At 72.6% G+C, this 26,278-nt stretch carries 21 protein-coding genes and 1 tRNA gene; 18 read left to right on the top strand and 4 right to left on the bottom strand.

The features are described 5' to 3' along the window. The first annotated feature begins 115 nt into the window (after positions 1-115). The 3 genes from A3IG_RS0109905 to A3IG_RS0109895 are packed head-to-tail and all read left to right on the top strand — an operon-like array spanning position 116 to position 4,247. Positions 116-2,131, top strand: coding sequence for an acetyl/propionyl/methylcrotonyl-CoA carboxylase subunit alpha (locus A3IG_RS0109905; protein WP_026220091.1), 2,016 nt, complete (start codon positions 116-118; stop codon positions 2,129-2,131). A gap of 14 nt (positions 2,132-2,145) precedes the next feature. Next, positions 2,146-3,084, top strand: coding sequence for a hydroxymethylglutaryl-CoA lyase (locus A3IG_RS0109900; RefSeq protein WP_040911169.1), 939 nt, complete (start codon positions 2,146-2,148; stop codon positions 3,082-3,084). Then, positions 3,081-4,247 carry an acyl-CoA dehydrogenase family protein gene (locus A3IG_RS0109895; RefSeq protein ID WP_018383402.1) on the top strand — a complete coding sequence of 389 codons (1,167 nt, stop codon included), beginning with the start codon at positions 3,081-3,083 and terminating at the stop codon, positions 4,245-4,247. Before A3IG_RS0109900 ends, A3IG_RS0109895 begins: the two co-directional genes overlap by 4 nt. Before the next feature lie 109 nt (positions 4,248-4,356). Here the strand turns inward: A3IG_RS0109895 and A3IG_RS0109890 are convergent, their stop codons facing one another. After that, on the bottom strand, positions 4,357-4,890 hold the full coding sequence (locus A3IG_RS0109890; protein ID WP_026220090.1) for a universal stress protein: 534 nt from the start codon (positions 4,888-4,890) through the stop codon (positions 4,357-4,359). 1,166 nt (positions 4,891-6,056) lie between these two features. On the opposite strand from A3IG_RS0109890, the gene A3IG_RS0109885 reads away from it, so the two are divergent. The 5 genes from A3IG_RS0109885 (at position 6,057) to A3IG_RS29210 (ending at position 9,931) form a co-directional block, all read left to right on the top strand. Further along, the gene (locus tag A3IG_RS0109885; protein ID WP_078500237.1) at positions 6,057-7,370 is read left to right on the top strand and encodes a GlxA family transcriptional regulator; all 1,314 of its coding nucleotides are present in this window, start codon (positions 6,057-6,059) and stop codon (positions 7,368-7,370) included. A gap of 5 nt (positions 7,371-7,375) precedes the next feature. Next, positions 7,376-7,978 (top strand): oligoribonuclease, encoded by a 603-nt coding sequence (gene orn, locus A3IG_RS0109880; protein WP_018383399.1) that lies wholly within the window; start codon positions 7,376-7,378, stop codon positions 7,976-7,978. Positions 7,979-8,084: 106 nt separating this feature from the next. Beyond that, positions 8,085-8,157: transfer RNA gene (locus A3IG_RS0109875), tRNA-His, on the top strand. A 139-nt stretch (positions 8,158-8,296) separates the two neighbouring features. Beyond that, on the top strand, positions 8,297-8,863 hold the full coding sequence (locus tag A3IG_RS0109870) for a DUF1697 domain-containing protein (RefSeq protein WP_040911157.1): 567 nt from the start codon (positions 8,297-8,299) through the stop codon (positions 8,861-8,863). A 261-nt stretch (positions 8,864-9,124) separates the two neighbouring features. Then, positions 9,125-9,931: a DUF4287 domain-containing protein gene (locus A3IG_RS29210; protein ID WP_018383397.1), complete on the top strand. Its 807-nt coding sequence runs from the start codon at positions 9,125-9,127 to the stop codon at positions 9,929-9,931. 90 nt (positions 9,932-10,021) lie between these two features. On the opposite strand, the gene A3IG_RS0109860 is transcribed toward A3IG_RS29210, so the two are convergent. Beyond that, a complete protein-coding gene (locus A3IG_RS0109860) occupies positions 10,022-11,050 on the bottom strand; it encodes a LacI family DNA-binding transcriptional regulator (RefSeq protein ID WP_018383396.1) in 1,029 nt (342 codons plus the stop codon). A 401-nt stretch (positions 11,051-11,451) separates the two neighbouring features. Between A3IG_RS0109860 and A3IG_RS0109855 the strand changes: the two genes are divergently transcribed. The 4 genes from A3IG_RS0109855 to A3IG_RS0109835 all read left to right on the top strand — a co-directional run bounded on the left by A3IG_RS0109855 (position 11,452) and on the right by A3IG_RS0109835 (position 16,461). Then, positions 11,452-12,759 (top strand): ABC transporter substrate-binding protein, encoded by a 1,308-nt coding sequence (locus A3IG_RS0109855; protein ID WP_018383395.1) that lies wholly within the window; start codon positions 11,452-11,454, stop codon positions 12,757-12,759. A gap of 114 nt (positions 12,760-12,873) precedes the next feature. Then, positions 12,874-13,845, top strand: a complete 972-nt coding sequence (locus A3IG_RS0109845; RefSeq protein WP_018383393.1) for a carbohydrate ABC transporter permease — start codon at positions 12,874-12,876, stop codon at positions 13,843-13,845. A gap of 15 nt (positions 13,846-13,860) precedes the next feature. After that, on the top strand, positions 13,861-14,781 hold the full coding sequence (locus A3IG_RS0109840; RefSeq protein WP_018383392.1) for a carbohydrate ABC transporter permease: 921 nt from the start codon (positions 13,861-13,863) through the stop codon (positions 14,779-14,781). 174 nt (positions 14,782-14,955) lie between these two features. Next, a complete protein-coding gene (locus tag A3IG_RS0109835) occupies positions 14,956-16,461 on the top strand; it encodes a GH1 family beta-glucosidase (protein ID WP_018383391.1) in 1,506 nt (501 codons plus the stop codon). On the opposite strand, the gene A3IG_RS0109830 is transcribed toward A3IG_RS0109835, so the two are convergent. After that, positions 16,458-17,855 (bottom strand): hypothetical protein, encoded by a 1,398-nt coding sequence (locus tag A3IG_RS0109830; protein ID WP_018383390.1) that lies wholly within the window; start codon positions 17,853-17,855, stop codon positions 16,458-16,460. The two genes, A3IG_RS0109835 and A3IG_RS0109830, sit on opposite strands and share 4 nt — an antisense overlap. A gap of 803 nt (positions 17,856-18,658) precedes the next feature. Here A3IG_RS0109830 and A3IG_RS0109825 point away from each other — a divergent pair. Further along, a complete protein-coding gene (locus A3IG_RS0109825; protein WP_018383389.1) occupies positions 18,659-19,036 on the top strand; it encodes a hypothetical protein in 378 nt (125 codons plus the stop codon). Between the two features lie 165 nt (positions 19,037-19,201). Then, positions 19,202-20,080, top strand: a complete 879-nt coding sequence (locus tag A3IG_RS0109820) for a spermidine synthase (protein ID WP_018383388.1) — start codon at positions 19,202-19,204, stop codon at positions 20,078-20,080. Positions 20,081-20,116: 36 nt separating this feature from the next. On the opposite strand, the gene A3IG_RS29205 is transcribed toward A3IG_RS0109820, so the two are convergent. Beyond that, on the bottom strand, positions 20,117-20,737 hold the full coding sequence (locus A3IG_RS29205) for a TetR/AcrR family transcriptional regulator (protein ID WP_018383387.1): 621 nt from the start codon (positions 20,735-20,737) through the stop codon (positions 20,117-20,119). A 264-nt stretch (positions 20,738-21,001) separates the two neighbouring features. Between A3IG_RS29205 and A3IG_RS29200 the strand changes: the two genes are divergently transcribed. Genes A3IG_RS29200 through A3IG_RS0109795 form a run of 4 tightly spaced genes read left to right on the top strand, consistent with a single transcriptional unit; the run spans position 21,002 to position 26,196 of the window. Next, positions 21,002-22,111 (top strand): phosphatase PAP2 family protein, encoded by a 1,110-nt coding sequence (locus A3IG_RS29200; RefSeq protein WP_051087443.1) that lies wholly within the window; start codon positions 21,002-21,004, stop codon positions 22,109-22,111. A gap of 55 nt (positions 22,112-22,166) precedes the next feature. Then, a complete protein-coding gene (locus tag A3IG_RS0109805; protein WP_018383385.1) occupies positions 22,167-23,342 on the top strand; it encodes a hypothetical protein in 1,176 nt (391 codons plus the stop codon). Next, on the top strand, positions 23,339-24,862 hold the full coding sequence (locus tag A3IG_RS0109800; RefSeq protein WP_018383384.1) for a hypothetical protein: 1,524 nt from the start codon (positions 23,339-23,341) through the stop codon (positions 24,860-24,862). The genes A3IG_RS0109805 and A3IG_RS0109800 overlap by 4 nt, the downstream gene beginning before the upstream one ends. Beyond that, the gene (locus A3IG_RS0109795; RefSeq protein ID WP_018383383.1) at positions 24,859-26,196 is read left to right on the top strand and encodes an AAA domain-containing protein; all 1,338 of its coding nucleotides are present in this window, start codon (positions 24,859-24,861) and stop codon (positions 26,194-26,196) included. The genes A3IG_RS0109800 and A3IG_RS0109795 overlap by 4 nt, the downstream gene beginning before the upstream one ends. The last annotated feature ends 82 nt before the right edge of the window (positions 26,197-26,278 follow it).

Below are 26,278 nucleotides of genomic sequence, written 5' to 3'. Positions count from 1 at the left end.
GGCCGCCGCCCCCACCAGCACCAGCAGCCCGCCCGGGGCGGTCCACAGCCCCCGAGACGACGCGCCGCCCGGCGTTCCGGGCACCGCCACCGCGCGAGCGGGAGACGGCGCCGGGCTGTTCGACACCGTTCTGGTGGCCAACCGCGGGGAGATCGCCGTACGGATCATCCGCACCCTGCGCCGCCTCGGCATCCGCTCGGTGGCCGTGCACAGCGACGCCGACGTCGACGCCCGCCACGTCAGGGAGGCCGACACCGCGGTGCACATCGGCCCCACCACGGCGGCGCTCAGCTACCTGTCGGCGGAGCGGCTCCTGGACGCCGCGCGGCGCACCGGCGCCCAGGCCGTGCACCCGGGATACGGCTTCCTCGCGGAGAACGCCGCGTTCGCGCGGGCCTGCGCCGACGCCCAACTCACCTTCATCGGCCCCCCGGCGGACGCCGTGGAGCTGATGGGCGACAAGATCCGCGCCAAGGAGACCGTGCGGGCGGCCGGGGTGCCCGTGGTCCCGGGGAGCAGTGGCACGGGCCTCAGCGATGCCGAGCTGATGGCCGCCGCGGGCCGGATCGGCACTCCGGTGCTGCTGAAGCCGTCGGCTGGCGGTGGCGGCAAGGGCATGCGGCTGGTGCGGGACCTGTCCGCGCTCCCCGAGGAGATCGCTGCCGCGCGGCGTGAGGCACGCGGCGCCTTCGGTGACGACACCCTGCTCCTGGAACGCTGGATCGACCGGCCCCGGCACATCGAGATCCAGGTGCTGGCCGACGGCCACGGACACGTGGTGCACCTCGGCGAGCGGGAGTGCAGCCTGCAACGCCGCCACCAGAAGCTCATCGAGGAGGCGCCCTCCGTCCTGTTGGACGAGGAGACCCGGCAGGCGATGGGGGCCGCCGCGGTGCGGGCCGCCAAGGCGTGCGGCTACACCGGCGCGGGCACCGTGGAGTTCATCGTTCCCGGGGGGGACCCGGCGGCGTACTACTTCATGGAGATGAACACCCGGCTCCAGGTGGAGCACCCGGTGACCGAGTACGTGACCGGCCTCGACCTGGTCGAGTGGCAGATCCGGGTGGCCGCTGGTCAACGGCTCCCCCTCGAGCAGGAGCGGGTGCGGCTGGCCGGGCACGCCGTGGAGGCCCGGGTGTGCGCCGAGTCGGTGTCCCTCCAGGACGGCTCCCGGGGGTTCCTCCCTTCCGGAGGCACCGTCCTCGCCCTCCGCGAGCCCCAGGGCTCCGATGTGCGCACCGACTCGGGGCTGGTCGAGGGCACCGAGGTGGGCAGCGCCTACGACCCCATGCTGTCCAAGGTCATCGCTTACGGACCCGACCGGGCGACCGCGCTGCGCCGACTGCGGGCCGCCCTCGCCGAGACCGTGGTGCTCGGCGTCCCCACGAACATCGGCTTCCTGCGCCGGCTGCTGGCCCACCCCGATGTGGTCGCCGGCGAGTTGGACACCGGCCTGGTGGAGCGGGAGCTCGACGCCCTGGTGGAGCCCGGGGTCCCCGCGGAGGTGTGGGGCACCGCGGCACTGGCCAGGCAGCTCGCGCTGGAGCCGGACAGCGTCGGGTGGACGGACCCGTTCACCGTGCCCACCGGCTGGCGGATCGGGGAGGACGCCTGGACGGTCCACCAGTTGCGGGTGGCCGGAGCGGACCCCATGACGGTACGGGTCCGGGGCAGGGCCGACTCCGCCGAGGTGGCGGTGGGCGAGTCCGCGCCGGTGGCCGCCCGGTTGCGGGCCGGCACCGACGGCCGACTCCACCTCCTCTGGGACGGCGTCACCCACACCTTCCACCAGCGGGGCGACTGGCTGGGCCGGGACGGCGACACCTGGCAGGTGCGCACCCACGACCCCGTTGAGGCCACGCTGCGCGGGGTGGCCACCGGCGGGGAGGACAGCCTGACCGCGCCGATGCCCGGCACCGTGACCGTGGTCAAGGCCTCGGTCGGTGACGAGGTCACGGCTGGCCAGGGCCTGCTGGTCGTCGAGGCGATGAAGATGGAGCACGTCATCGCCGCCCCGCACGACGGCGTCCTCACCCGGCTCACCGTCAGCAGCGGCGCGCAGGTGGCGATGGACGAGCTGCTCGCCGTGGTCGTTCCGCACGCGGATTCCACCGGAGGGGAGCAGCGGTGAGCAGTGGACTGCCCATGGCCGTGCCGGTCGAGGGGCTGCCCTCGCGGGTCCGCATCCACGAGGTGGGGCCGCGCGACGGGCTCCAGAACGAGAAGGCGGTGCTGCCGGTCGAGGTGAAGGCCGAGTTCATCGAACGGCTGGCCGCCGCGGGGCTCACCACCATCGAGGCCACCAGCTTCGTCCACCCGCGATGGGTGCCGCAGCTCGCCGACGCCGAGGAGTTGATGCCACGGCTGACCGCCCTCGCCGACGCCGGCGTCCGGCTCCCGGTGCTCGTCCCGAACGAGCGCGGGCTCGACCGCGCGCTGGCTCTGGGCGCCACCGAGATCGCGGTCTTCGGCAGTGCCACGGAGTCCTTCGCCAAGGCCAACCTCAACCGCACCGTGGACGAGTCGCTGGCGATGTTCGCGCCGGTCGTCGCCAGGGCGAAGGAGGCGGGGCTACGGGTGCGCGGCTACCTGTCGATGTGTTTCGGCGACCCCTGGGAGGGCCCGGTACCGGTGTCCCGGGTCGCCGAGGTCTGCCACCGCCTCCTGGGGCTCGGCTGTGACGAGTTGAGCCTGGGTGACACCATCGGGGTCGCCACCCCGGGGCATGTCACGGCGCTGCTCGACGCCCTGGTCCTCGGCGGCACCCCGGTGGAGCGTGTCGCGGTGCACTTCCACGACACCTACGGCCAGGCCCTGGCGAACACCCTCGCCGCCCTCCAGCGCGGGGTGACCACGGTGGACGCCTCCGCCGGAGGCCTCGGTGGTTGTCCGTACGCCAAGAGCGCAACCGGCAACCTCGCCACCGAAGACCTGGTGTGGATGCTCACCGGACTGGGCATCGACACCGGCGTCGATCTCGGCCGCCTCACCGCCACGAGCGTGTGGATGGCTGAGCGGCTGGGACGACCGAGCCCGTCCCGCACCGTCCGTGCCCTCTCCCCTCACCAGGAGCAAGAGTCATGACTCTCGACCACCGCCTCGACGCCGAATACGAAGAGCTGCGCCGCACCGTGGAGCAGTTCGCTCACGACGTGGTGGCCCCGAAGATCGGCGAGTACTACGAGCAGGACGAGTTCCCCTACGAGATCGTGCGGGAGATGGGCCGCATGGGCCTGTTCGGCCTGCCCTTCCCGGAGGAGTACGGCGGGATGGGCGGGGACTACTTCGCCCTCTGCCTGGCCCTTGAGGAGCTGGCCCGGGTGGACTCCTCCGTGGCCATCACCCTGGAGGCCGGGGTCTCCCTCGGCGCCATGCCGATCTACCGGTTCGGCACCGACGAGCAGAAGCGGACCTGGCTGCCGAAGCTCTGCTCGGGCGAGATGCTGGGCGCCTTCGGACTGACCGAGCCGGAGTGCGGTTCGGACGCGGGCGGGACCAGGACCACGGCCCGCCTGGACCCGGAGACCGACGAGTGGGTGATCAACGGCACCAAGTGCTTCATCACCAACTCGGGGACCGACATCACCGGGTTGGTCACCGTCACCGCGGTCACCGGCCGCAAGCCCGACGGACGCCCGTTGATCTCCTCGATCATCGTGCCGTCCGGTACTCCGGGGTTCACCGTGGCCAAGAAGTACAGCAAGGTCGGGTGGAACGCCTCGGACACCCGCGAGCTGTCCTTCGACGACTGCCGGGTTCCGGCAGCCAATCTGCTGGGGGAGCCCGGCCGTGGCTACGCCCAGTTCCTGCGGATTCTGGACGAGGGCAGGATCGCGATTTCGGCCCTCGCCACGGGGCTGGCCCAGGGCTGTGTGGACGAGTCCGTGACCTATGCCAGGACCCGCGAGGCGTTCGGCCGGCCCATCGGCGACAACCAGGCCATCCAGTTCAAGATCGCTGACATGGAGATGCGGGCGCACACCGCCCGGCTGGCCTGGCGTGACGCGGCATCCCGCCTGTTGCACGAGGAGCCGTTCAAGAAGGAGGCCGCACTGGCCAAGCTCTACTCGTCTGAGATCGCGGTCACCAACGCCCGAGAGGCCACGCAGATCCACGGCGGCTACGGCTTCATGAACGAGTACCCGGTGGCCCGCATGTGGCGTGACTCCAAGATCCTGGAGATCGGTGAGGGCACCAGCGAGGTCCAACGGATGCTGATCGCCCGCGAGCTGGGCCTCACCGGCTGAGCTGTCCCTCCTGTCCGGCACGCCCTCCTCGAGGGCGTGCCGCGGGCGGCCTGCCCGGCTCCCTGTTCGCCCCGCCGGAGACGCGACCGGCGATGTGCTCCCCTGGGTCCTACGGCACCACGATCACGGGGCGTTGGGCCCTTCGCGCCAGACGGGCGGCGACAGAACCGAAGATCTTGCCGATGACGCCATGAGTGCTGCCGACGACGATCGCGTCGGCAGCGTACTCCCTGCCCACCTCCTCGAGTTCGTGGCAGATGTCACCGCCGCGCTCGACGAGAATCCAGGGCACTTCCTCCAGGTAGTCCGCACAGGCGAGCTCGAGGCCCAGCACCTCGGTGCGGTGGTCGGGGATGTCCACGAAGACCGGGGGCTCACAGCCCGCCCACACCGTGGCCGGCAGCCGGTTGGCCACGTGCACGATGACCAGACCGGACCCGGATCTCCGGGCTATCCCGATGGCGTAGGCGAGTGCGCGTTCGCTGGACAGCGAGCCGTCGAAGCCCACTACCACTCCATGCTGGAACGCCGGGTCGCAGGCTGGATCGGGCTCGCTCGCCGCCTCCGGTCCCGATGTGGGGTCGGCCAGGGGCTTGAGCGGCTTCTTGCCGTCTGCGGGGTCGGGATTCTCGTAACCGGCCATCTGAGGTCGCTTCGGCGTTGGGCCAATGTCTCGGCGGAACAGGACTGTTGAAGCTAGAAGGGCTAGGAATCGCCTTCCCTGGTCTCTTACCCCCAGAGTACGGCGACACAACGTCCCGGCATAGGCGCATAGCGTACGAATCCTGCGATTCGTCTGCCTTTGCCGGGGCGTGCGACACCCCGCGACCGCCCCCGCTTCAGGTCGTGCACGGAGCATGCCGGAGGAGCGGCAATTCCGCAATGGGCCGGTTGTCCCAACCTGGCCGGGGTGACATTCTCACGCACCCGCGGTTCGGCCGCGCGCCGTGTCACAGGACAGACGATGTCCGGGCACTCGCGGTGACCGGCCACCTGGGTGCGACACCCGGTAGCACGGGCCGGCGCGGCGCCACCGAGTGCGCCGGCACCCCACCGGACGCGCCCCACCACTCCCAGCGAGACCGCCGGGACCGCCCGGGCCCCGGCCCCACCGGCCTCCTCCCGCCGGCCCCTGACCTGCCCCCGGAACCCCGACCCCAGCCGACCCTTCCGGCCAGGGCCCGTCGACCGCCTCCGAGCCGGCGCCCCGGGGCAGCGACAGGCACCTTCCCCCGGGTCCGCGGCAGGCGCTGCCGCAGACCTTCCGCACCCACCCCCACCGGGAACTCCGACGGGCAACTCCGTCTGGGACTCCTCCGGGACCTCGCCGCCGCTCAGTACACCGATCGAGACGCCGAACACGGCGCACGGAGGAGGGGGCGCTCACGCCGGCGCACGACCTAGCGCGAACGCGCCAGAGTCCGACCACCACCCTCTTTTTTCGGCCAACTTCCAGACGGCCGACAACCGTTCCCCGCATGCTGTCCGAACAGGGGTGCTGCCCCGGGCGACCACTGCCGGGACCGGGCAAGGTCCCTCCACACCACGGAAGACGGACTTAGGCCCACTTCCCTCCAAGCCCCACCAATGCAACAGTTCGTGATCGAATGCTTCACGCCACGTGTCCATGTCGACATAGCGGTGAGTGGTGAACTTGTCACACCAACCTCTTCGAACGCAGTAGATTCGATCTTGGGCAACACGTCGGGGGAGAACAGAGATGCATGACTGGAGAGCCAGTCGCCGGCTTCCCGGATAAGCGGGCCTACCGGCGCTGGAGGCGGAACAAGCGAGGGGGGCTTTAGGGCCATGAGCCAGGACTCCATGACCGGTATTGCACCGGATGGTGCGGTTGTGTCTCCCCGCCCCGTGACATCAGCGATCGGCGCCGCGGGGCGCAAACTTTCCGCACGTCGGCGCCGCGAAGTGGTAGCGGTGCTGTTGTTCAGCGGCGGACCCATCTTCGAGAGCTCCATTCCCCTGTCCGTCTTCGGCGTGGACCGCCAGGACGCCGGAGTGCCGCGCTACCGGCTGTTGGTGTGCGCCGGCGAGGAGGGGGCCCTGCGCACCACGGGCGGACTCGAGCTGACCGCCCCACACGGCCTGGACGCCGTCGCCCGTGCGGGTACCGTCGTCGTCCCGGCCTGGCGGTCGATCTCCCAGGCTCCGCCCGCCGAGGCGCTCGCCGCCCTGCGCCGGGCGCACGAGGAAGGGGCGCGGATCATCGGGCTGTGCACCGGGGCGTTCGTCCTGGCCGCAGCCGGACTGCTGGACGGCCGGCCGGCGACCACGCACTGGATGTACGCACCGACGCTCGCCAAGCGGTACCCGACGGTCCACGTGGACCCCAGGGAGCTCTTCGTGGACGACGGCGACGTGCTCACCAGCGCCGGCACCGCGGCGGGGATCGACCTGTGCCTGCACGTGGTCCGCACCGACCACGGGGTGGACGCGGCCAGCGCGCTGGCGCGCCGGCTGGTGGTCCCACCCCGCCGGCCGGGCGGGCAGGAGCGTTACCTGGACAGGTCATTACCTGAGGAGATCGGTGGTGACCCGCTCGCCGAGGTCGTGGCCTGGGCACTGGAGCACATCAACGAGCAGTTCGACGTGGAGACCCTGGCCGCCCGCGCCTACATGAGCCGCAGGACCTTCGACCGGCGCTTCCGTTCGCTCACTGGGAGCGCTCCGCTGCAGTGGCTCATCACCCAGCGGGTCCTGCAGGCCCAGCGGCTGCTCGAGACCTCCGACTACTCGGTGGACGAGGTGGCGCAGCGCTGCGGCTTCCGCTCCCCGGTGGCGTTGCGCGGACACTTCCGCCGGCAGCTCGGGGCCTCCCCAGCGTCGTACCGGGCGGCCTACCGGTCCCGGCGCGGCCAGGAGGACGCCGTGGACCGGGCGGACGCCGCGGGTGGGTCCGGGTCGGGCAAACCGCAGTCCGACACGTACGCGACCAGGGTTCCGGAGCAGCACGCCTGGGCGGACGCCCCCGTGGGCCGCCCCGACCAGCCGGAAGGAGGGAGGCACCGTGGCCGCGCGGAGTCGGCCGCCCCGGGGCGGGGCATGCCGGCACGGCCCGGCCGCGGACCCGTGCTCCCGGGACAGCGTGACCGCGCCGTAGGGTGAGACGTATGAACGACCGCATGGTCTGGATCGACTGCGAGATGACGGGCCTCTCCCTGCGCCACGACGCCCTGGTCGAGGTGGCGGCCCTGGTCACCGACTCCGAGCTGAACATCCTGGGCGAGGGGGTGGACATCGTGATCCGCCCCCCCGCCGAGGCGCTGCGGCAGATGCCCGAGGTGGTGCGCGACATGCACACCGCCTCGGGGCTCCTGGCCGAGTTGGACAACGGGGTGACCGTCGCGGAGGCCGAGGAGCGGGTGCTCGCCTATGTGCGCCAGTTCGTGGCCGAACCGCGCAAGGCCCCGCTCTGCGGCAATTCCGTCGCCACCGACCGCGGCTTCCTCGCCCGGGACATGCCCGCGCTCGAGGGGCACCTGCACTACCGGATCGTGGACGTTTCCTCGATCAAGGAACTGGCCCGCCGGTGGTACCCGAGGGCGTACTACAACAGCCCCGAGAAGAACGGCAACCACCGCGCGCTGGCGGACATCCGCGAGTCCATCGCCGAGCTGAGGTACTACCGGGAGGCCGTCTTCGTCCCGCAGCCCGGACCGGACACCGACACGGCCAGGGCCATCGCGGCCAAGCACGTCCTGCCGCGGTCCTGAGCGCCGTCCGGCACAACGCCCGGTGGCCCCCGGAAAGCCTGGAGCGAGCACCCGGTACGACCCTGTACACTTTTTCTCGGCCAGCACCGGTGAGTGCGGGCCGATGGTGGGCGTAGCTCAGTTGGTAGAGCACCTGGTTGTGGTCCAGGTGGTCGCGGGTTCGAGTCCCGTCGTCCACCCCGATAATCACAGCGCTGACCCGGGAGACCGGTCAGCGCTGTGTTCTTTTCTGCCCATGGGTGCTGGTACCGTTCCGCATCCCGCTCCGGGCCTGGGCCGTCCCGGTCCCGACGCGTGTCACCACAGACGGGGAGGACCATGCGTGTGACCAGGTATGCAGCGCTGTTGCGCGGGGTCAACGTGGGCGGCCGCAACAGGGTCTCCATGGCGGAGTTGCGGGCGTGTCTCACCGGGCTCGGGTATCTGGACGTGGTGACGCACCTCCAGAGCGGGAACGCCGTGTTCACCGCGGCCGAGGGCCAGCCGGAACGGGTAGCCGCCGCGGTGGAGGGGCAGCTCGAGGACGCCCTGGGACGCCGGGTGGCGGTGACGGTGCGCACCGCCGAGGAGCTGCGGACGGTGGTCGAGGGCAATCCGCTGGCGGTGTCGGACCCCGCCCGGTTCCTGGTGGTGTTCCTCAGCGAGCCGGTCAGCCCCGGTTGGCTCGGTGAGGTGGACCCGGCGGCCTTCGCCCCGGAGCGGATGCGGGCCACGGGCCGGGAGGTCTACCTGGACCTGCCCGACGGAATCCACCGGGCCAAACTGCCCAAGCTGGTGGAACGGCGGGCCCCGGGCACGTGCACGGCGCGCAACTGGAACACCGTGACCAGGCTGGCGGAGCTGGCCGCGGCCCACACGCCGGGGCCGGCGTCCCTGTCGGGTTGACCGGGCACGCCGACCGAGCGGGGCCCGGGGAACCGACCCCGAGCCCCGCGCAGGGCATTGCACCCCTCGGTCCCCCTCGCCTACTGTGGGCGGACGGCGCCGTCCCGCGCCTGACCTCCGTTCCGGTGCTCACGCCACCGGGCCCTGTGGGGGTAAAGGGGACCTGGTGTTCTCGGGGCGCCGACTGGCTGTCCGTTCGCCTGTCCGGTGAGGTGCGGTGGAGCGTGAGTCCTTCGCCCGCGCCGGGGCAAGGTGGACATGATGACCCGAGGCAGGTCGTTCAAGGCGCGCGTCAGGTCCCGGATGGGAAAGACCGGGGAGAGCTACACCGCCGCACGGCGGCAGCTCCTGGAGCGGTCGGCCCGGCCGCCGGGCCACGACACGGAGCATGCCGAGCCGGCCACGCCACCCCCGGCTGGGCGCGGCGACACCCCGGCCGCGACGAGCGACACGGTGTCCGACGAGCGGGTGCGCGCGGCCACCGGCCGTGGGCGCCAGGAGTGGTTCGCGCTCCTCGACGCCTGGGACGCGGCACGGCGCACGCACACCGAGATCGCCCGTTGGCTCACCGTGGAACACGGGGTGCCGGGCTGGTGGGCGCAGAGCGTCACCGTCAGTTACGAGCAGGCACGTGGGCTGCGGGTGCCGGGGCAGGCGAGCGACGGACGGTTCCGGACCACCTGCAGCAGGACGGTCAACGTGTCGGTGGAGCGGCTGTTCGAGGCGTTCGCCGATCCTGGGCGGCGGGCGCGCTGGCTGGTCGGGGAGCTGACCATCCGCACCGCCACCGCGCCGAGGTCACTGCGCGCGGACTGGCTGGACGGCCGGACCCGGATCTACGTCACCCTCTCCGGGAAGGGCGACGCCAAGAGCGTGGTGGCCCTGGAGCACGACCGGCTCTCCGGCCCCGACGAGGTGGCCGAGTCCAAGGCGTTCTGGCGGTCGCGGCTGGCGGCGCTGAAGTCGGAACTCGAGGCGTCCCCCGGGACGCGGGAACGAGCCGAGCGCGGAACGGGGGTGCGGGACGGGAGCCGGAACGCCAAGGACCGGGTCAGGCGGGATATCTAGGCGCTGGCAGGCGCGACGCCGAACGGACGAGGCGCGCAGCCGTCACACCCGCCCCCTGTCCGCGCCCCCCGCCGCCGGTCGGCCGGCCCCTCATGCCGACTGGCGGCGGACCAGTTCGGTGGGGAGCACCACCTGCCGGCGCAGCCGCCCCGGTTCGGAGATCTCGTCGAGCAGCAGGCGGGCCATGGTGCGCCCCATCTCCTCGGTGGGTTGGCGGACGCTGGTCAGCGGGGGGTCGGTGTGCCGGGCCACCACCGAGTCCTCGAAGCCGACGAGGGCCACGTCGTCCGGCACCGACCGACCGGACTCCCGCAGCACCAGCAGGGCACCCGCCGCCATCACGTCGGAGGCGGCGAAGACCCCGTCCACGTCGGGTCGGCGTTCCAGGAGGGCCCGCATCGCGGCGCGACCGCTGTCCTCGGTGAAGTCGCCGGTGGCGACCAGGTCGTCGGAGTGCTCCAGGCCCTCCTCGGCGAGCGCCTGCCGGTAGCCGTCCAGCCGGCACCTGGCCACGTACATGTCCGGCGGACCGGCCACGGTGGCGATGGCGCGGCAGCCCCGGCGCAGCAGGTGCCGCACCGCTGACCGGGCGCCGGCGACGTTGTCGGCGTCGACGTAGCTGACCGACTCCAGGTCGGAGCGCCGTCCGGAGAGCACCGCCGGCATCTCGATCCGGTCCAGCAGGTCGGGCAACGGGTCGTCCTCGTGGACCGACACCATGAGGACCCCGTCCACCCGGTGCGCGGTCAGGTACTGGGCCAGTCGCTGCCGCTCGTGCGAGGTGCGGATGAGGGTGAGCAGGAGTTGCATGTCGGTGTCCGCCAGCACGCCGCTGACCCCGCGGATGATGTCGGAGAAGTACGGCTCGGCGAAGAGCCTGGTCTCCGGCTCGGGGATGACCAGGGCGATGGAGTCGGTCCTGCTGGTCACCAGGGAACGGGCGGCCCGGTTGGGCACGTAGCCCAGTTCGGCGATGGCGCTCTCCACCGCCGCCCTGGCCCGTTCGCTCACACTGGGCGAGCCGTTGATGACCCGGGAGACCGTGCCCCGGCCGACCCCGGCGAGGGCGGCCACGGCCTCCAGTGTGGGCCGGCGTCCCACCGCACCCGGCTGACTCATCTGCGTACCTCGTTCCCCCGGCCTCGCGGTCGGCCTGCCGTGAACCTGCCGCGGCGGTGGGCTGGTCCCCCGCCGACTGCGCGTCAACACCCTCGGTGGTCATCGTTCCGGAAACCATGTGCCGTGACGTCTTGACAGCGCAACGCACACGGTACGAGTCTTTCCCCAACATAGATGGGAGCGCTCCCATCGAGACGCCCACTCTCCCACATGTTCCCTTCAGGAGCATAGCGATTTATATGGGAGCGCTCCCGTTCGCACGAGTAGTACCCGCTCACTACCGACCGCGCCGCCCGTACCGGCGACCGCGCCCGACCAGTCCCTCCAACGTTCCCGAAACCCGCACCCGCGCCGCAGGGCGGCCCTGCCACAACGCCGCGCGGTCGCACGAGGAGTGATGCATGCTCACCGTCCACAAGCGAACCCGCAGAAGCACCGCCCTGACCGTCTCGGCGATCCTGCTCGCCACGCTCGCCACCGCGTGCGGCGACGACGGTGACGACTCCGGTGACGGCGGCAAGGTCACGCTCAACCTCGGCCTGTTCGGCACCATGCCCTACGAGGAGGCGGGGCTGTTCGAGGAGTACGAGTCGCTCCATCCCGACATCAAGATCAAGTACACCTCGCCCTCCGACGAACAGAACTACTACCGCACCCTGCAGACCCGACTGGCGGCCAACTCGGGCCTCGCCGACATCCAGGCGGTCGAGGTCGGGCGCATCCGCGAGGTGGTGGAGACCCACGCCGCCAAGTTCACCGACATGTCCAAGGCGCCCGGTGTCAAGGAGGGCGACTGGCTGCCCTGGAAGTGGCAACAGGCCAAGGCGGCCGACGGCAAGGTCATCGGACTGGGCACGGACATCGGCCCGATGGCCCTGTGCTACCGCAAGGACATGTTCGCCAAGGCGGGGCTGCCCAGTGACCGCGAGCAGGTCGCCGCGCTGTGGGAGTCGGGCTGGGACGGCTACGTCGAGGCGGGGAAGAAGTTCAAGGCCGACTACCCGGACGACGGCGTGGCCTTCATGGACACCGCGAGCGGCCTCTACAACGCCATGATCGCGTCGTCCGAGAAGCAGTACTACGACGCGGACGGCAAGGTCATCTACAAGGACAACGACCTCGTCACCAAGGCCTGGGACCTGTCCACCGAGGCCGCCGAGGCCGGCCTCACAGCGAAGCTGCGCCAGTTCGACACCGCCTGGGACCAGGGGTTCTCCAACTCCCGGTTCGCCACCGTGGTCTGTCCCGCCTGGATGACCGCGCACATCAGCGACAAGGCGGGCGAGGCGAACAAGGGCAAGTGGGACATCGCCGCTCCCCCCGCCGGGGCCAACTGGGGCGGCTCCTTCCTCACCGTCCCCTCGGGGGGCAAGCACGTCAAGGAGGCCCAGGAGCTCGCCGCCTGGCTGACCGCCCCGGAGCAGCAGGCCAAGCTCTTCGCCAAGAACGGCCTGTTCCCGTCCTCGTCCAAGGCCATGGAGGCGCCGGAGGTCTCCGGTGCCACGCTGGAGTACTTCGACGGCGCCCCCAGCGGCAAGATCTTCAGTGAGTCGGCCACGTCCATCCCGGTCACCGTCCTCGGCCCCAAGGACGGCGCGATCAAGGACAACGTCTCCAACGGCATCCAGCTCGTCGAACAGCAGGGCAAGGACCCCGACGACGCCTGGAAGTCCACCGTCGAGACCATTGACAAGGACGTCCTGGGCTGATTTTCCGCGGGCGCGGCCTGCCGCCCCCGTCACTCCAGGCCCCACGGCGGCGTGGAGCGGCGGGGCGCGCGGACCGCCCCCTCGGCCGCGCCCTCTTCCCGGAAGGACGCCCCCGTGGCCACCTCCACCCTCACCGACACCCCGGCACCACCGCCCGCGCCCGAGTCGCACGCACCGCGCCGCCAGCGGTCCCTGCGGTACTGGCTGGACTTCAGGGCCGCTCCGTACGCCTACGTCGCACCGTTCTTCGCGGTCTTCGCGGCCTTCGGCCTCTACCCACTGATCTACACCGGCTGGATCTCCCTGCACGAGGTCGAGCTGGGCACGCAGGACCAGCGCACCTGGGTGGGCCTGGACAACTACACCACCATGCTCGGCGACGACCGCTTCTGGAAGGCGCTGACCAACACCTTCACCATCGGCGTGATCTCCACCGTTCCGCAGTTGCTGATGGCGCTGGGCCTGGCCCACCTGCTCAACTACAAACTGCGCGCCTCCGCGTTCTGGCGGGTGGCCATCCTCACCCCGTACGCCACCTCGGTGGCGGCCGGCACCCTGGTGTTCGCGCTCGTCTTCGGGCGTGACTTCGGCATGATCAACTGGTTCCTCGACGTCTTCGGCGTCTCCCCCATCGACTGGGAGGCCGGGCGGTGGACCTCGCAGATCGCCATCGCCACCATCGTCACCTGGCGCTGGACCGGCTACAACGCGCTGATCTACCTCGCCGCCATGCAGGCCGTCCCCAACGAGCTGTACGAGGCCTCGGCGATCGACGGGGCGTCCCGCTGGCAGCAGTTCCGCAAGGTCACCGTCCCCTCGCTGCGGCCGACCATCCTGTTCACCATCGTCGTCTCCACCATCGGCGCGACCCAGTTGTTCGGCGAACCGCTGCTGTTCGGCGGCACCGCGGGCGCCCGCGGCGGCACCGACGGCCAGTACCAGACCCTGGGTGTCCTGCTCTACCAGCAGGGATGGGGGCTGTTCCACCTCGGCCGGGCCGCGGCCATCGCCTGGGCGATGTTCCTGATCCTGGTCGCCATCGCCGCCGTCCACGCCCTCATCACCCGCCTGCTGCGCCGGGCCTGACCATCGGGAGCGTCCATGACCACCGACACCGCGCCCCGGCTGGCGTCCGTCCCGGAACCCGCCCGGCCACCACGGCCGGGGGCCCGTCTCCGCCTGCGGCTGCGCCCCGGGGCCGGCCGCCAGATGCACGGCGGGCCGCTGACCTACCTGGTGCTGACCGTCGCGGCCCTGTTCTCGCTGTTCCCCCTGTACTGGACGGTGGTGGCCGCGTCCACGTCCAACACCCGGATCACGCAGACCCCGCCGCCGTTCCTCCCCGGGTCGAACCTCGCGCACAACCTGAAGGAGGCCTACACCCAGGTCCACATGGGCACCGCCCTGGCCAACACCTTCCTGGTCGCCGGGACGGTGGCCCTGGCCACGGTGCTCTTCGCCACGCTCGCCGGGTTCGCCTTCGCCAAGCTGGAGTTCACCGGCCGCAACGTGCTGCTGATGCTGGTCATCGGCACCATGATGGTGCCGCCACAGCTCGGCGTCGTCCCGCTGTTCATGCTGATGAGCGACATCGGGTGGAGCAACGAGCTGCCGGCCGTCATCATGCCGACGCTGGTCAGCGCGTTCGGGGTGTTCTTCATGCGGCAGTACCTGGCCGAGGCGCTGCCCACCGAGCTGGTCGAGGCGGCCCGCGTGGACGGGGCCCACTCGCTGCGCATCTTCTGGCACGTGGTGCTGCCGGTGGCCAGGCCGGCCATGGCGGTGCTCGGGATGCTCACCTTCGTCCAGTCCTGGAACGACCTGTTCTGGCCGATGATCGCGCTCAACTCGGACAACCCGACGGTCCAGGTGGCGTTGAGCCAGCTCGGTCAGGGGTACGTACCCGACCGGTCGGTGATCATGGCCGGTGCCCTCCTCGGAACCCTCCCGCTGCTGCTGCTCTTCACCGTCCTGGGCAAACAGATCGTGGGCGGCATCATGCAGGGCGCGGTCAAGGGGTGAATGGCGAGACCCACCCGTCCCTCCACGCCCCCGTCCACACCGCCCCGGTCCGGTCCCTGCGTCCGCGTCCCCGCGCGCTGCCGACACACGGGACGACATGCCGTTCCACAGGTCCCCGGGACGCGTCCCCCCCCGTCCTCCGGCACGATCCCGTGCCCCACGAAGGAGTCCTCGATGAACCCCGTCCAGAACCAGCCCCGGTCCACGACCGGGACCCGCCCCCGCAACGACGGTCCCCTGACCGGGGACACGCCCGAGAACCAGCCGGCGGGCCCCGACCGCCGCTTTCCCACCGGGTTCCTCTGGGGCGCGGCGACCGCCGCCTACCAGGTCGAGGGGGCCGCCGCAGAGGACGGCCGCGGCCCGTCGATCTGGGACACCTTCTGCCGCACCCCGGGGAAGGTCCGCAACGGCGACAACGGGGACACCGCCGTCGACCACTACCACCGCTACCGCGACGACGTGGCGCTGATGGCCGAACTCGGCCTGGGCGCCTACCGCTTCTCCGTCTCCTGGCCGCGGGTGCAACCCACCGGGCGCGGCCCGGCCGTCCCCGCCGGCCTCGACTTCTACCAGCGGCTCACCGACGAACTGCTCGCGCACGGGATCACCCCCGTCGCCACGCTCTACCACTGGGACCTCCCGCAGGCCCTGCAGGACGCCGGCGGCTGGCCGGAGCGGGACACCGCGGAGCGGTTCGGGGAGTACGCCGCCCTGGTCGCGGAGGCACTCGGGGACCGGGTGCCGATCTGGACCACCCTCAACGAGCCGTGGTGCAGCGCCTTCCTCGGCTACGGCTCGGGTGTGCACGCCCCCGGCCACACCGACCCGGTGGCCGCCCTGCGCGCCGCCCACCACCTCAACCTGGCGCACGGCCGTGCGGTGTCCGCGCTGCGCGCGGCCCTGCCCGCCACCGCCCAGGTGTCGATCACCCACAACCTGCACGAGGTGCGACCGCTCACCGACAGCGCCGGGGACGCCGACGCGGTGCGCAGGATCGACGCGCTGAGCAACCGGGTGTTCACCGGCCCGCTGTTCGACGGGGCCTACCCGCAGGACCTGCTCTCCGACACCGCGGCGCTGACCGACTGGGCCTTCGTCCAGGACGGCGACCTGGCGTGCGTCTCCGCACCGATCGACTTCCTGGGCGTCAACTACTACGTGCCGACGGTGGTGTCCTCGGGCCTGACGGGGGAACGCGGCGCGGACGGCCACCTCCCGAGCGACCACTCCCCCTGGCCCGGCTCCGACCACGTGGCGTTCCACCGGCCGCCCGGCGAGCAGACCGCGATGGGCTGGGTCGTGGACCCCAGTGGGCTCCACGACCTGCTGCGCAGGGTGCACCGGGACCGCCCGGGACTACCATTGATGATCACGGAGAACGGCGCCGCCTTCGATGACTACGTCACCCCCGAGGGCGCGGTGCACGACCCGGAGCGCATCCGCTACCTCCACGGCCACCTGGACGCCGTGCACCGGGCGATCGAGGACGGGGTGGACGTGCGGGGCTACTTCCAGTGGTCGCTGCTGGACAACTTCGAGTGGGCCTACGGCTACGGCAAGCGGTTCGGCATGGTGTACGTCGACTACCTGACCCAGCGACGCGTTCCCAAGGCCAGTGCCCGCTGGTACTCCGAGGTGGCGCGCACCGGGGTGCTGCCCGCCGTGGACCAGGGTTAGACGGACGCCACGGGCAGGGCGCGCTCCTGGCGGTAGGCCTGGTAGGCCTCGAGGAACGCCGCCACGTCGGGGACCGACTGGTGGGCCCGCAGCGCGCGCACCGTGGTGACCAGCATGGCGCGGATCCGCGCCGAGTCCACCTGTCTCCGCAGCAGTTCCAGCACCCGGTAGCAGTGGTGGACCGCCTCGATGATCTCGCCGCGGCCGGTCAGGTCATGTGCCAGCTCGGCGGTGAACAGGGCGATGTTCCGCGCGAAGTGGCAGGGCTGGAGGTCAACGGCGCGTCGGGCCCGGTCCGCGGCCCTCGCGAAGTCACCGAGCCGTGACCAGCACTGGGCCTCCAACCCCGCCAACTCGGCCCTGCCGAAGAAGCACATCCACTCGGGGTCGGCGTCGCGCGGGCCCTTGGCGAACAGCCGCTCGGCGCGGGCCAGGGACTGTTCGCACCCGGCCCGGTCGCCGAGCCCGGCCAGACCGCCCGCCTCGCGCAGGGCGAGCAGCGCCAGCAGCCGGGGGGAGGCCAGGTGCCGGGCGGCGTGCTGCCCGGCCCTGGCGGCGTGCACCGCCTCCCGGTACCGCCCCAGGTCGCGGGCGAGGAAGGCGGTGAGGCAGAACGCGTGGGCGCCAAGCCCCCGGTCACCGGTCAGTTGGGCGGTGGCCAACGCCTCGGAGTAGTACGAGCGGGCCTGGTCCGGGCGCAGCGAGTCATGGGCCAGCCAGCCCACGGACAGCGCGAGTTCACCGGTCTCGACGTGGAGTCGGCTCGCCGCGCGGCGGCTGTGCGCGCCCTCCTCGAGCAGCCGGTACGCGGTGTGCAGGGAGCGCCCGGCGCGCCCGTAGAACGCGTCGGCGCCGTGCTGGTCGTCCAACAGCCTGATCTGGCGGACCACCTGCTGGACGGCGTGCTCCGGGGGGCCGCCGGCCAGGAAGGCGCGGCGCAGCTCGTCCGCCGCCCCCTCGCACGCGTCGGTGACGCAGGAGTCGAAGTCGCACGGGTCGTACGCGTCCGGCGCGTCCTGCCGGGGGGCGCCGTCCTCCACGTCGATCAGCCAGGGCCGCAGCGTCCCCGGGCGGACGCCTCCGGACGCGGGGTTGACGAGGCAGAGCTCCGCGGCTGTCCGTCGGCCGCGCACCAGCTCCCGGGGAACGAACCCGAGGTCACGCAGCGTGCGTCCGGGGAACATGTGCCGGAACACTCGTTCGTAGGCGTAGTTGGGGCACTGGATCTCCCCTGACTCCACGCGTCCGATGTACCGGGCGTCGCAGGAGACCTGTTCACCGATCTCCCGAGCCGCGCGGCGGACCTGAGAGGCGAACTCCCCCGGGGAGAGCGCCCCGCGCAGCGCGCGGAACGTGGTGTTGGGCGTGGGGCGACGGTCTGTGGAGGACGTCATCAGACCTACTTTCAAGGGACCACCGGCTCGGACCGGCGGGGGAGTTCGAATCCTTGACCGCGGCGCCAGGCGCCGGCGCACCGCACCACGGCGCGTTCCGTCGGTGACACCGAGTAACCCCAGGCCGTACGGTCGCAGTTGCCGCCGTCGGCCGGCGCGACGACGGTACAGGCTGTGATCAGGTCTTCACCCGGGGTTTGGCCGCAAAGCACACGCTCTGTCCTTGTTCCGCCATGAAATGCCACGCGGTGTGGTGCCGTCCGACCGTGGCCGTCTCCAGATCGGAGCGTTGGACACGATGGACCCGACGGGGGCGCGGACGGGGCCGAAGACGACACCAACCACCGACGACCAGCAACGACCGGGAGCGGCACGGAGCCCACAGCCAGTGGACCGGTTCCACGGGCCGTCGCGGGGACGGCCCCACCTCCCGGGTCCCCGGCGTCACGGTCCGTGAGCGCCGTAGCCACGGCAGACACGGACCGTGGGCAGCGGCGGCGCACTCCGTGCCGGGCGTCGTCGTTCCGGGGTGCCGTTCGTACGCAACCGTCCGCGGCCGGACGCGCCACACGGTCACCGCTGTTCGAGGCCGGGTCGGCACCGGTGGACGGGTCGGTTGGCGACGGACCGGCAGGAAGTCGGTTGGCGGGAAGTCGGTTGGCAGGGAGTCGGTTGGCAGGAGACCGCGGGCCGGTGAGAAAACGGTCCGGCAGGTGGGCGAACCGGCCAGCGACTGGACAACAGGGAGGACGGTTCCCTTGAGTAACAGCGCGTCGCACCCCAGGACGGCGAGGCAGGCCTTGGTGGTGGGGCCCGGTGCGCCCCCGACGGCCGCACCGCCGGACACGGGGACCTTCGAACTGGTCACCGTGGAGGCGAGGAAGGGACTCGAGGCCGTGGACATCCTGAGGCTGCGGACCTCTGTCGGTCCCGTGCTCCACGACGCCAGCGGTGACACCCTCGGCTTCCTGGTGCCCGAGGGCACCTCGCTCGACTGGGACCTGCCCGGCAGCGTGTGCACCGTCGCACTCGCACCGTGCGACCGCGCGGGCGGGCCACCGGTGAGCAACTCCCAATGGCTGCTGCCCCCGCACACCACCGCCCCGTTCACCGACCCGGTGCTGCTGCGGCGGGCGCTCGGCGAGGCGGCGGTCACCCTCGAGGCCGCCGACCGGATGTAGGCCGCGTGGCCAGCCCGACCTGCCCGACCCACCACCGGGAGCCGACCCCGGCCGCTCGAGCCGCGGGCCCGCGGCCGCCGCGCACCAGCGCCCCGCCCCCGCCAGGCGTGCCCGTGCGGGCCCGGTGCACCCGGAGCCGGCGGCGGCCGGAGGGCGCGGATACTGGTGGCCGTGGCGAACAACACGCGGCGGTCAGGACGACGCACCCCCGAGCCGGTCCGGGTGTGCGTCAGTCACGGGGTCGCCGAGCTGGTACCGGACCGGGACCGGCCGCGTGCCTGGACCCTGCTGGTGGACGGCGCCCCCCAGTCCCACGTGGACCTGGACGACCCCGGTCGGCTGTCCTTCGAGTACCAGCGGCGGCTGGGGCACGCGGCGGACCTCGTGGCGCCCGCGGGTCAGCCGGTGCGGGCGGTGCACCTGGGTGGTGGCGGGCTCACCCTGGCCCGCTACCTGGCCGCCACCCGTCCGGGGTCGCGCCAGCGGGTCGTGGAGTGGGACGCGGAGCTGGTCCGCCTGGTCCGCGAGGCCCTGCCCTGGCCGCGCGGCTGGCAGATCCGGGTGCGCACCGACGACGCCAGGGCGGGGCTGGCGCGGGTGCCGGACGGGTGGGCGGACCTGCTGGTGGCCGACGTGTACGCGGGGGCGCGCACACCCGCCCACCTGACCACCGTGGAGTTTCTCACCGATGCCGCGCGGGCGCTGCGGCCGGGCGGCACCTACGCCGCGAACCTGGTGGACGGCCCTCCCCTGGCCTTCACCCGTTCCCAGGTGGCCACGGTCCGCGCCGTCTTCCCCGAGGTCTGCGCGTACGCCGACCCCTCGGTGTTGCGTGGCCGCCGGTACGGCAACGTCATCCTGCTGGGCTCCTCGGCGCCCCTGGACGTGACGGGGCTCGCCGGCCGGGTGGCCCGCGACCCGTTCCCCGGCCGGGTGGTGCACGGCGACGAGCTGAACCGGTTCACCGCCGGTGCCAGCCCCGTGCTCGACGCGGGCGCGGTGGACTCGCCCCGTCCCCCGGACACCGCGTTCGATCCGGGCTGACCGGAGCGTCGAGGCGGTGCGCGCCGGGTCCTGGCGTCACTCCTCCCCCGGGCGGGGGACGCAGTGGCCGAGCAGCCCGGCGAGCAGCGCGTCCAACCCGTACTCGAAGGCGGTGGACCCGCCCCCGGCCCGTTCCGCCTCCCCGGTGCCTGGCTGGCGCTCCCGGGCCCTGGTCACCCAGAGCGCCACTCCCAGGGTGTACTGCATCAGCGCCCGGCGGGCCCGTTCCGCCTCCTGCCGGTCGAGCCCGCACCTGGCCAGCAGCTCGTTCATCGGTTCGACCCCGATACTCAGCGCGTCACACCCGCGTCCACACCCGACCAACAGTTCGATCATGGAGGGGTGCTCGGTGAACAAGCGGTGCACCGACAGACAAACGGCCCTGAGCTGCTCGGACGGGCTGCCCTCCGCCCGTGGCGGGCGGTAAGCGCTGAGCAGGCGCTCCCTTGCGGCAGCGTAGAGTTCATCCTTGCCACGGAAGTACGTGTAGAGAGCCATGGCGCCCACGTTCAGCTCCTTGGCCAGGGCCCGCATGGTGAAGGCTGCGGCGCCCCGACCGTCGAGCAGACGCAGTGCGGAGTCGAGGATCAGCTCACGGTTGAGCGTGTTGCGTGGCGCGCGGCGCCGTACGGGCGGGGCCGGGTCCGGACTAGTCATGACGCAGACCGAGGAGTCAGTGGGTTGGGGGACGAGGGTGGCACGCCTTGCGATGGGCGAAGACCGCTGCCAAAAGTCAAGGAAAGGCTAAACAATGAAACACTTGGCCGGAATCTTCGCAGTTGTTGGGTGTAGCCCCTAGCGTACGTCGTACGGTAGAAGTCACGAACTCACTCGATCAGGAGACTCGTTGCCGTGTCCATAGCCGTGCCTCGTCAGAGGACCGACGGGAGCACATCGCCCACGGCGGGACGACCATCCGCCATGCCTCCGGCACGTCGGCCCCGTTGGTGGACCGAGATCATGCTGGTCGTGCTGGTCTACGCGACCTACTCCTCAGGGCGCCTGCTCGCCAGGGGTGACGTGGAGACCGCGCTGGACCACGGCCGGCGCATCCTGGAGATCGAGCAGTTCCTGCACATCAACCCCGAGCGGGCGCTCAACGAGGTGGTGACCCGGGTCACCGCGCTCGGCGTCTTCTTCGACTTCGCGTACGCCACGTTGCACTACGTCGTCACGCCCGCCGTCCTGATCTGGGTCTGGCGGCGGTTCCCCGGCCGCTACCGGGCGGTCCGCACCTGGCTCGCGCTCTCCACCGTACTCGGTCTGATCGGGTTCATCCTGCTGCCCACGGCACCGCCCAGACTCCTCCCCGACAGCTACGGGTTCGTGGACACGATGGCGCAGTACGCCTCGTTCGGCTGGTGGGGGGCGGAGGCCAGCGCACCGCGCGGCCTCGGCGGGATGACCAACCAGTACGCCGCGATGCCCAGCCTGCACGTGGGCTGGTCGCTGTGGTGCGGGTTGCTGCTGTGGCGGTACGCCCGGGCGCCCTGGGTCCGTGCACTAGGCGTGATCTACCCCCTGCTGACGATCGTCGTGGTCATGGCCACGGCCAACCACTACCTGCTGGACGCGGTGGGCGGGGCCCTGGTCATGGGGCTCGGGCTGCTGCTGGTCCGTCCGGCGCTGCGGCTGACCAGCCGGTGGCGGAACTTGGCGGAGCAACGGCTCGCGGACCGCAGGATGGCCCTGCGCGGCACCACGCCCGGGATCCTCGGCCCGGGGCGGTCGAGGACCGACGAGGACCGGAACGGCCAGCCGTCCCCGAGCCTGCGCAAGGGCAGTACGAGCCGTGCGGATCAGGCGCCCGAGAACGGCAGGAACGGCGACCCGGCCAGCGGCGCCCGATCCGAGGCGAAGGGGCTGGCGCGCAACGGCACGGCCCTGAACGGCACCACGGCCAACGGCACCTCCGGGAGCGGAGCCGAGGACGGACGGCGCACGCTGATCGGCCGGCAGATCTCCCGGGAGGAGCCGGTGCACGAGGCGGAGCGGGGAGCGGGCGGCGCCAGCCGCGCCTCCGGCTCGTAACGACACAACCGTGGCGCCGCCGGCGCTGTCAGAGGGGGATGCGACACTGCCGCGCGTGAGCACCAGCACTCTGCGAGAGCGCCTCGACACCCTGCGCGGGGCGGCCCCGCCCCGTCCGATGGACGCGCGGACCCTCGCCGCGCTCGCCGCGAACCCCGGATGCCGCCGTCGGGCCCTGCTCGACGCGGCAGGCGCGGACAAGGGCGCTCTCGCCCGGCACCTGGGCAGCCCGGCGCCGTTCGGGCAGTCACAGTTCGCCATCGTCCGGGGCAACGTCTTCGAGGCGCGCGTCAAGGCCGACGGGTGCGCCGCCCTGCTGAAGCTGCTCACCGAGCAGTTCCAGCTCGCGGTGCCCGACCGGCTCACCCCTCCCGACCTGAGCGCCCCGGGCCTGGCCGGGCGCGCCGAGCGCACCAGGCGGGCGCTGGCCGAGGCGACGCGCCGGGGCGCCTGGGCGTTGCTCGACCACCCGCTGCTCGGGTTCGAGGTGGCCGGGTGCACCACGTACGTGGAGCCGGACGCGGTGCTGGTGCACCCGGACGGCCGGTGGACGGTGCTGGAGATCAAGTCCTTCCCGATCCTGGACGGCTCCGCCGATCCGGCGAAGGTGGGTGCCGCCGCCCGCCAGGCGGCCGTCTACGTGATGGCGCTGCGCTCGGTCGCCCGGGCGCTGGGCGCCGGCCGTCCGGACCACACGGTCCTGCTGGTCTGCCCGCGGGACTTCTCCAACCTGCCGACCGGTGCGATGGTGGACGTGCGCCGACAACTCGGCGTCACCGAACGGCAGCTCGCCAGGCTCGCCCGCCTCGAGGAGATCGCCGCGGAGCTGCCCGAGGGCACCACGTTCGACCTGTGCCCGGGCCCGGACGGGGCGCCGACCCGCCCGGTCGCGGAGTTGGCCGCGGCCGTGGACGCGGTTCCCGCCCGCTACGCCCCTGACTGCCTGGCCGCCTGCGAGCTGGCGTTCCACTGCCGGCGGCGGGCCCGCGACGAGGGGGCGTTGGAGGCGCTGGGGCGTTCGGTGCGCGCGGAGTTCGGATCGTTGGACACGGTGCGGGCGGTGCTGGACGCGCTCCCCCCGTCGGAGATCGGGGCCGAGGCGGCCCTGGAGGGGGAGGACACGGTGGTCCACCAGGTGCGGCGGGCCGCCCGGCTCCGAGCCGCGGCGCTGGCCTGCGGCCGGGATGACCGGCCGCTCCCCGGGGGCGCGGGAGGAGACGGGCCGGAGTGATCAGGACCCTCGCACGGGTACAGGCGCTGCGCAGCGGGCGGGCCGAGCCGTTGACCACGGTGCTGCACCGGCACCTGGGCGAGCGGCCGATGGTGTTCGTCCCGTTGACCACCGCGGGCGAGGTGGGCGCGCCACTCGGGGCCCTGGTCGGCACCGACCGGGACTCCCCCCGGTTGCTGGTGGTGCCCCAGCCCAGGGACCGTGACCTCCGGTTCGCCTTCCTCGCGGAGCTGGCCGAGGTCATGTTGCCGCACCTGGTCAGCGGCGCGGACGACGTCGACGTGGAGCTCCGCAAGGAGAAGGACCCGCAGACCGGGGCCCGGGTCGAGGTGCAGCGCGAGGTGTGCAGGGACGCCCCGCAGCTCCTGGTCCCCAACGAGGCCGGGGTGCGCTACGTGCGGCTGTTGGGCCGCTCCACCCGGTTCCGCAGGACCGCGGAGGACGATCCGGCCGAGCCGTTCCCGGTGCCTTCCCGGGTTCCGTTGCTCGGCCGCTGGCTCACGCACTACGCCGAGCGGGCCCTCACCCCGGGGTCCTGTCTGCTCCTGTCCGTGACCGGGCTGCTCTCCCGGCACTGGGCCACCGGTCAGAGCGCGCTCGAGGACCAGCACCTGGGCGCGCTGCTGGCGTGGATCGACCCCCCACGGGACGGTGGGGGGGCCGTGGCGGCGGCACGGGTGGAGACCGCGCGGGACGAGCGGGGGCTGCTGTACTGTCCGCCGGCAGGGCCGGCCACCGACCCGGAGTTCGACAACCGGGTGCTCGCTCCGGCCGTGGCCCGGTTCGACGCGGGGCTGCCGGGCGCCGAGCGCCTGGTGCGGGACCTGGTGGAGAGCCAGTTGCGGCCCACCTGGGAGCTGGTGTGGCAGGGGCTCGCCAGGCTGCGCGAGCTGCCCGTCGGGGGGCGGGTCGCCGCCCGGTGGGAGAGCGACCGGTGGTCGTACACCGGGCACCGGGACCGGGTCCTGGCCGGTGAGCCACCGCAACCCCGCAGGGACGACGCGGTGACAGCCGCGGCCAAGCTGGTGCGGCGGGAGGTCGAGCAGGCCCGCCTCGACGCCCACGAGGCGTTGGACGATCCGCTGGTGATGGCGGAGCGGCGGCTGGCCGGTGAGGCGTTCGCCGGTGTGGTGGAGTCGGTGGAGCTGGCGTACAGCGAGGGCCGGGCGCCCAGGCCCCGGCCACTGGTGTCGGTGCGCACCGAGGACGTGCCGCACCTGGAGCCGGGCGCTCGGGTCTTCCGCGCCCTGGCCGGGGCCGCCCAGGAGGCCCAGGTGGTCCAGGTGGAGCCGGGTCTCGTGGTGGTCCGCCTGACCAACCGGATGGGGCGGGGCAGGGAGCCTGCGGAGGGCAGCGTCCCCGCCCCGGGAGACCGGCTGTGCTTCACCTCCTTCGAGCACGACCCACGTCCTGCGGCACCACTGCCCCCGCCGGAGGAGACGCCGTGGACGCACGGCGGTCCGCCGGGCGACGCCACTCCCCTCTCCCCCGACCCCCACACCGCTGAGGACTTCCTTTGATCGCTCCCGAACGTGAGGACGGCGACCCGGCGGCCAGGGCGGCGTCGGTCACCGAGCGCATCCTGGCCGACACCCTGCACGGCACCCGGCGTGGCGTGGTGGTGGACTCACCGCCGGGCGCGGGCAAGTCCACCCTGGTGGTGCGGGCGGCCAGGGAGCTGGTGGGCGCCGGGGAACGCCTGATGATCGTCGCGCAGACCAACAGCCAGGTGGACGACCTGGTGAAGCGGCTCGCCGAACAGGACCCCGAGCTGGCCGTGGGCCGGTTGCACGGCAGCGACTCCCAGCCCGACCCGGGCGTGGCGCGCCTGCCCGCGGTGACGTTGTCGTCCTCGGCGGGGGACCTGGCGCAGTGTCCGGTGGTGGTGGCGACCGCGGCGAAGTGGGCCTTCGTGCAGGACGTTCCGGTGTGGCGGCACGCCATCGTGGACGAGGCCTACCAGATGCGCTCGGACGCGCTGCTGAAGGTGGCCGGGCTGTTCGAGCGGGCGCTGTTCGTCGGCGACCCGGGTCAGCTCGACCCGTTCACGGTGGTGGGCGCGGAGCAGTGGGCCGGTCTGTCGTACGACCCGTCGGCGTCCGCCGTGGTCACCCTGCTGGCGCACAACCCGGGACTGCCGCAGCACCGGTTGCCGGTGTCCTGGCGGCTGCCGGCGACGGCCGCGCCGCTGGTGTCGGCCGCCTTCTACCCGTACACGCCGTTCCGGTCCGGCACCGGCCACGGTGTGCGGCGGCTGTCGTTCGGGGTGGCCGGCGACGGCTCGGCCCCGGACCGGGCGCTGGACATCGCCGCGGAGTCCGGCTGGGGCCTGCTGGAGCTGCCGCGGCGGCGCACGGTGCGCACCGACCCGGAGGCCGTGGCGGCGGTGGCGACGCTGGTGCGCCGGCTGCTGGACCGCGGCGGGGTGACCGTCTCCGAGCGGGGCACCGGGCCGCTGACCGCCGAGCGGGTGGCGGTGGGCACCGCGCACCGCGACCAGGCGGCGGCGGTGCGGGCGGCCCTGGCCGAGCGCGGCGTGACCGGGGTGACCGCGGACACGGCCAACCGGTTGCAGGGCCGGGAGTACGACGTCACCGTGGTCCTGCACCCGCTGTCCGGGCGGTCGGACGCGACGGCGTTCCACCTGGAGACGGGACGGCTGTGCGTGCTCACCTCCCGGCACCGGCACGCCTGTGTGGTGGTCTCCCGGGCCGGGGTGGCCGAGTTGCTCGACGAGCACCCCTCGACCGAGCCGGTGCAGCTCGGGGTGACGGTGCGGTTCCCCGACGGCTGGGAGGCGAACCACGCGGTGCTCGCCCATCTGGCCGAGCACCGGGTGCGGTACCGGCCGTGAGCGCCGGCGGGCCGGGGGTGGGCGGTCCCGGGGGAGCCGTCCGCGGGGGTGGTGCGGCAGGGTCCACGGGTACACGAGGGGG

Origin of the sequence: Wenjunlia vitaminophila DSM 41686, assembly GCF_000380165.1 — a bacterium.
Lineage (GTDB): Bacteria > Actinomycetota > Actinomycetes > Streptomycetales > Streptomycetaceae > Wenjunlia > Wenjunlia vitaminophila.
The sequence above is the reverse complement of the archived record's forward strand: the minus strand, read 5'-3'. Positions and strand labels throughout refer to the sequence as shown.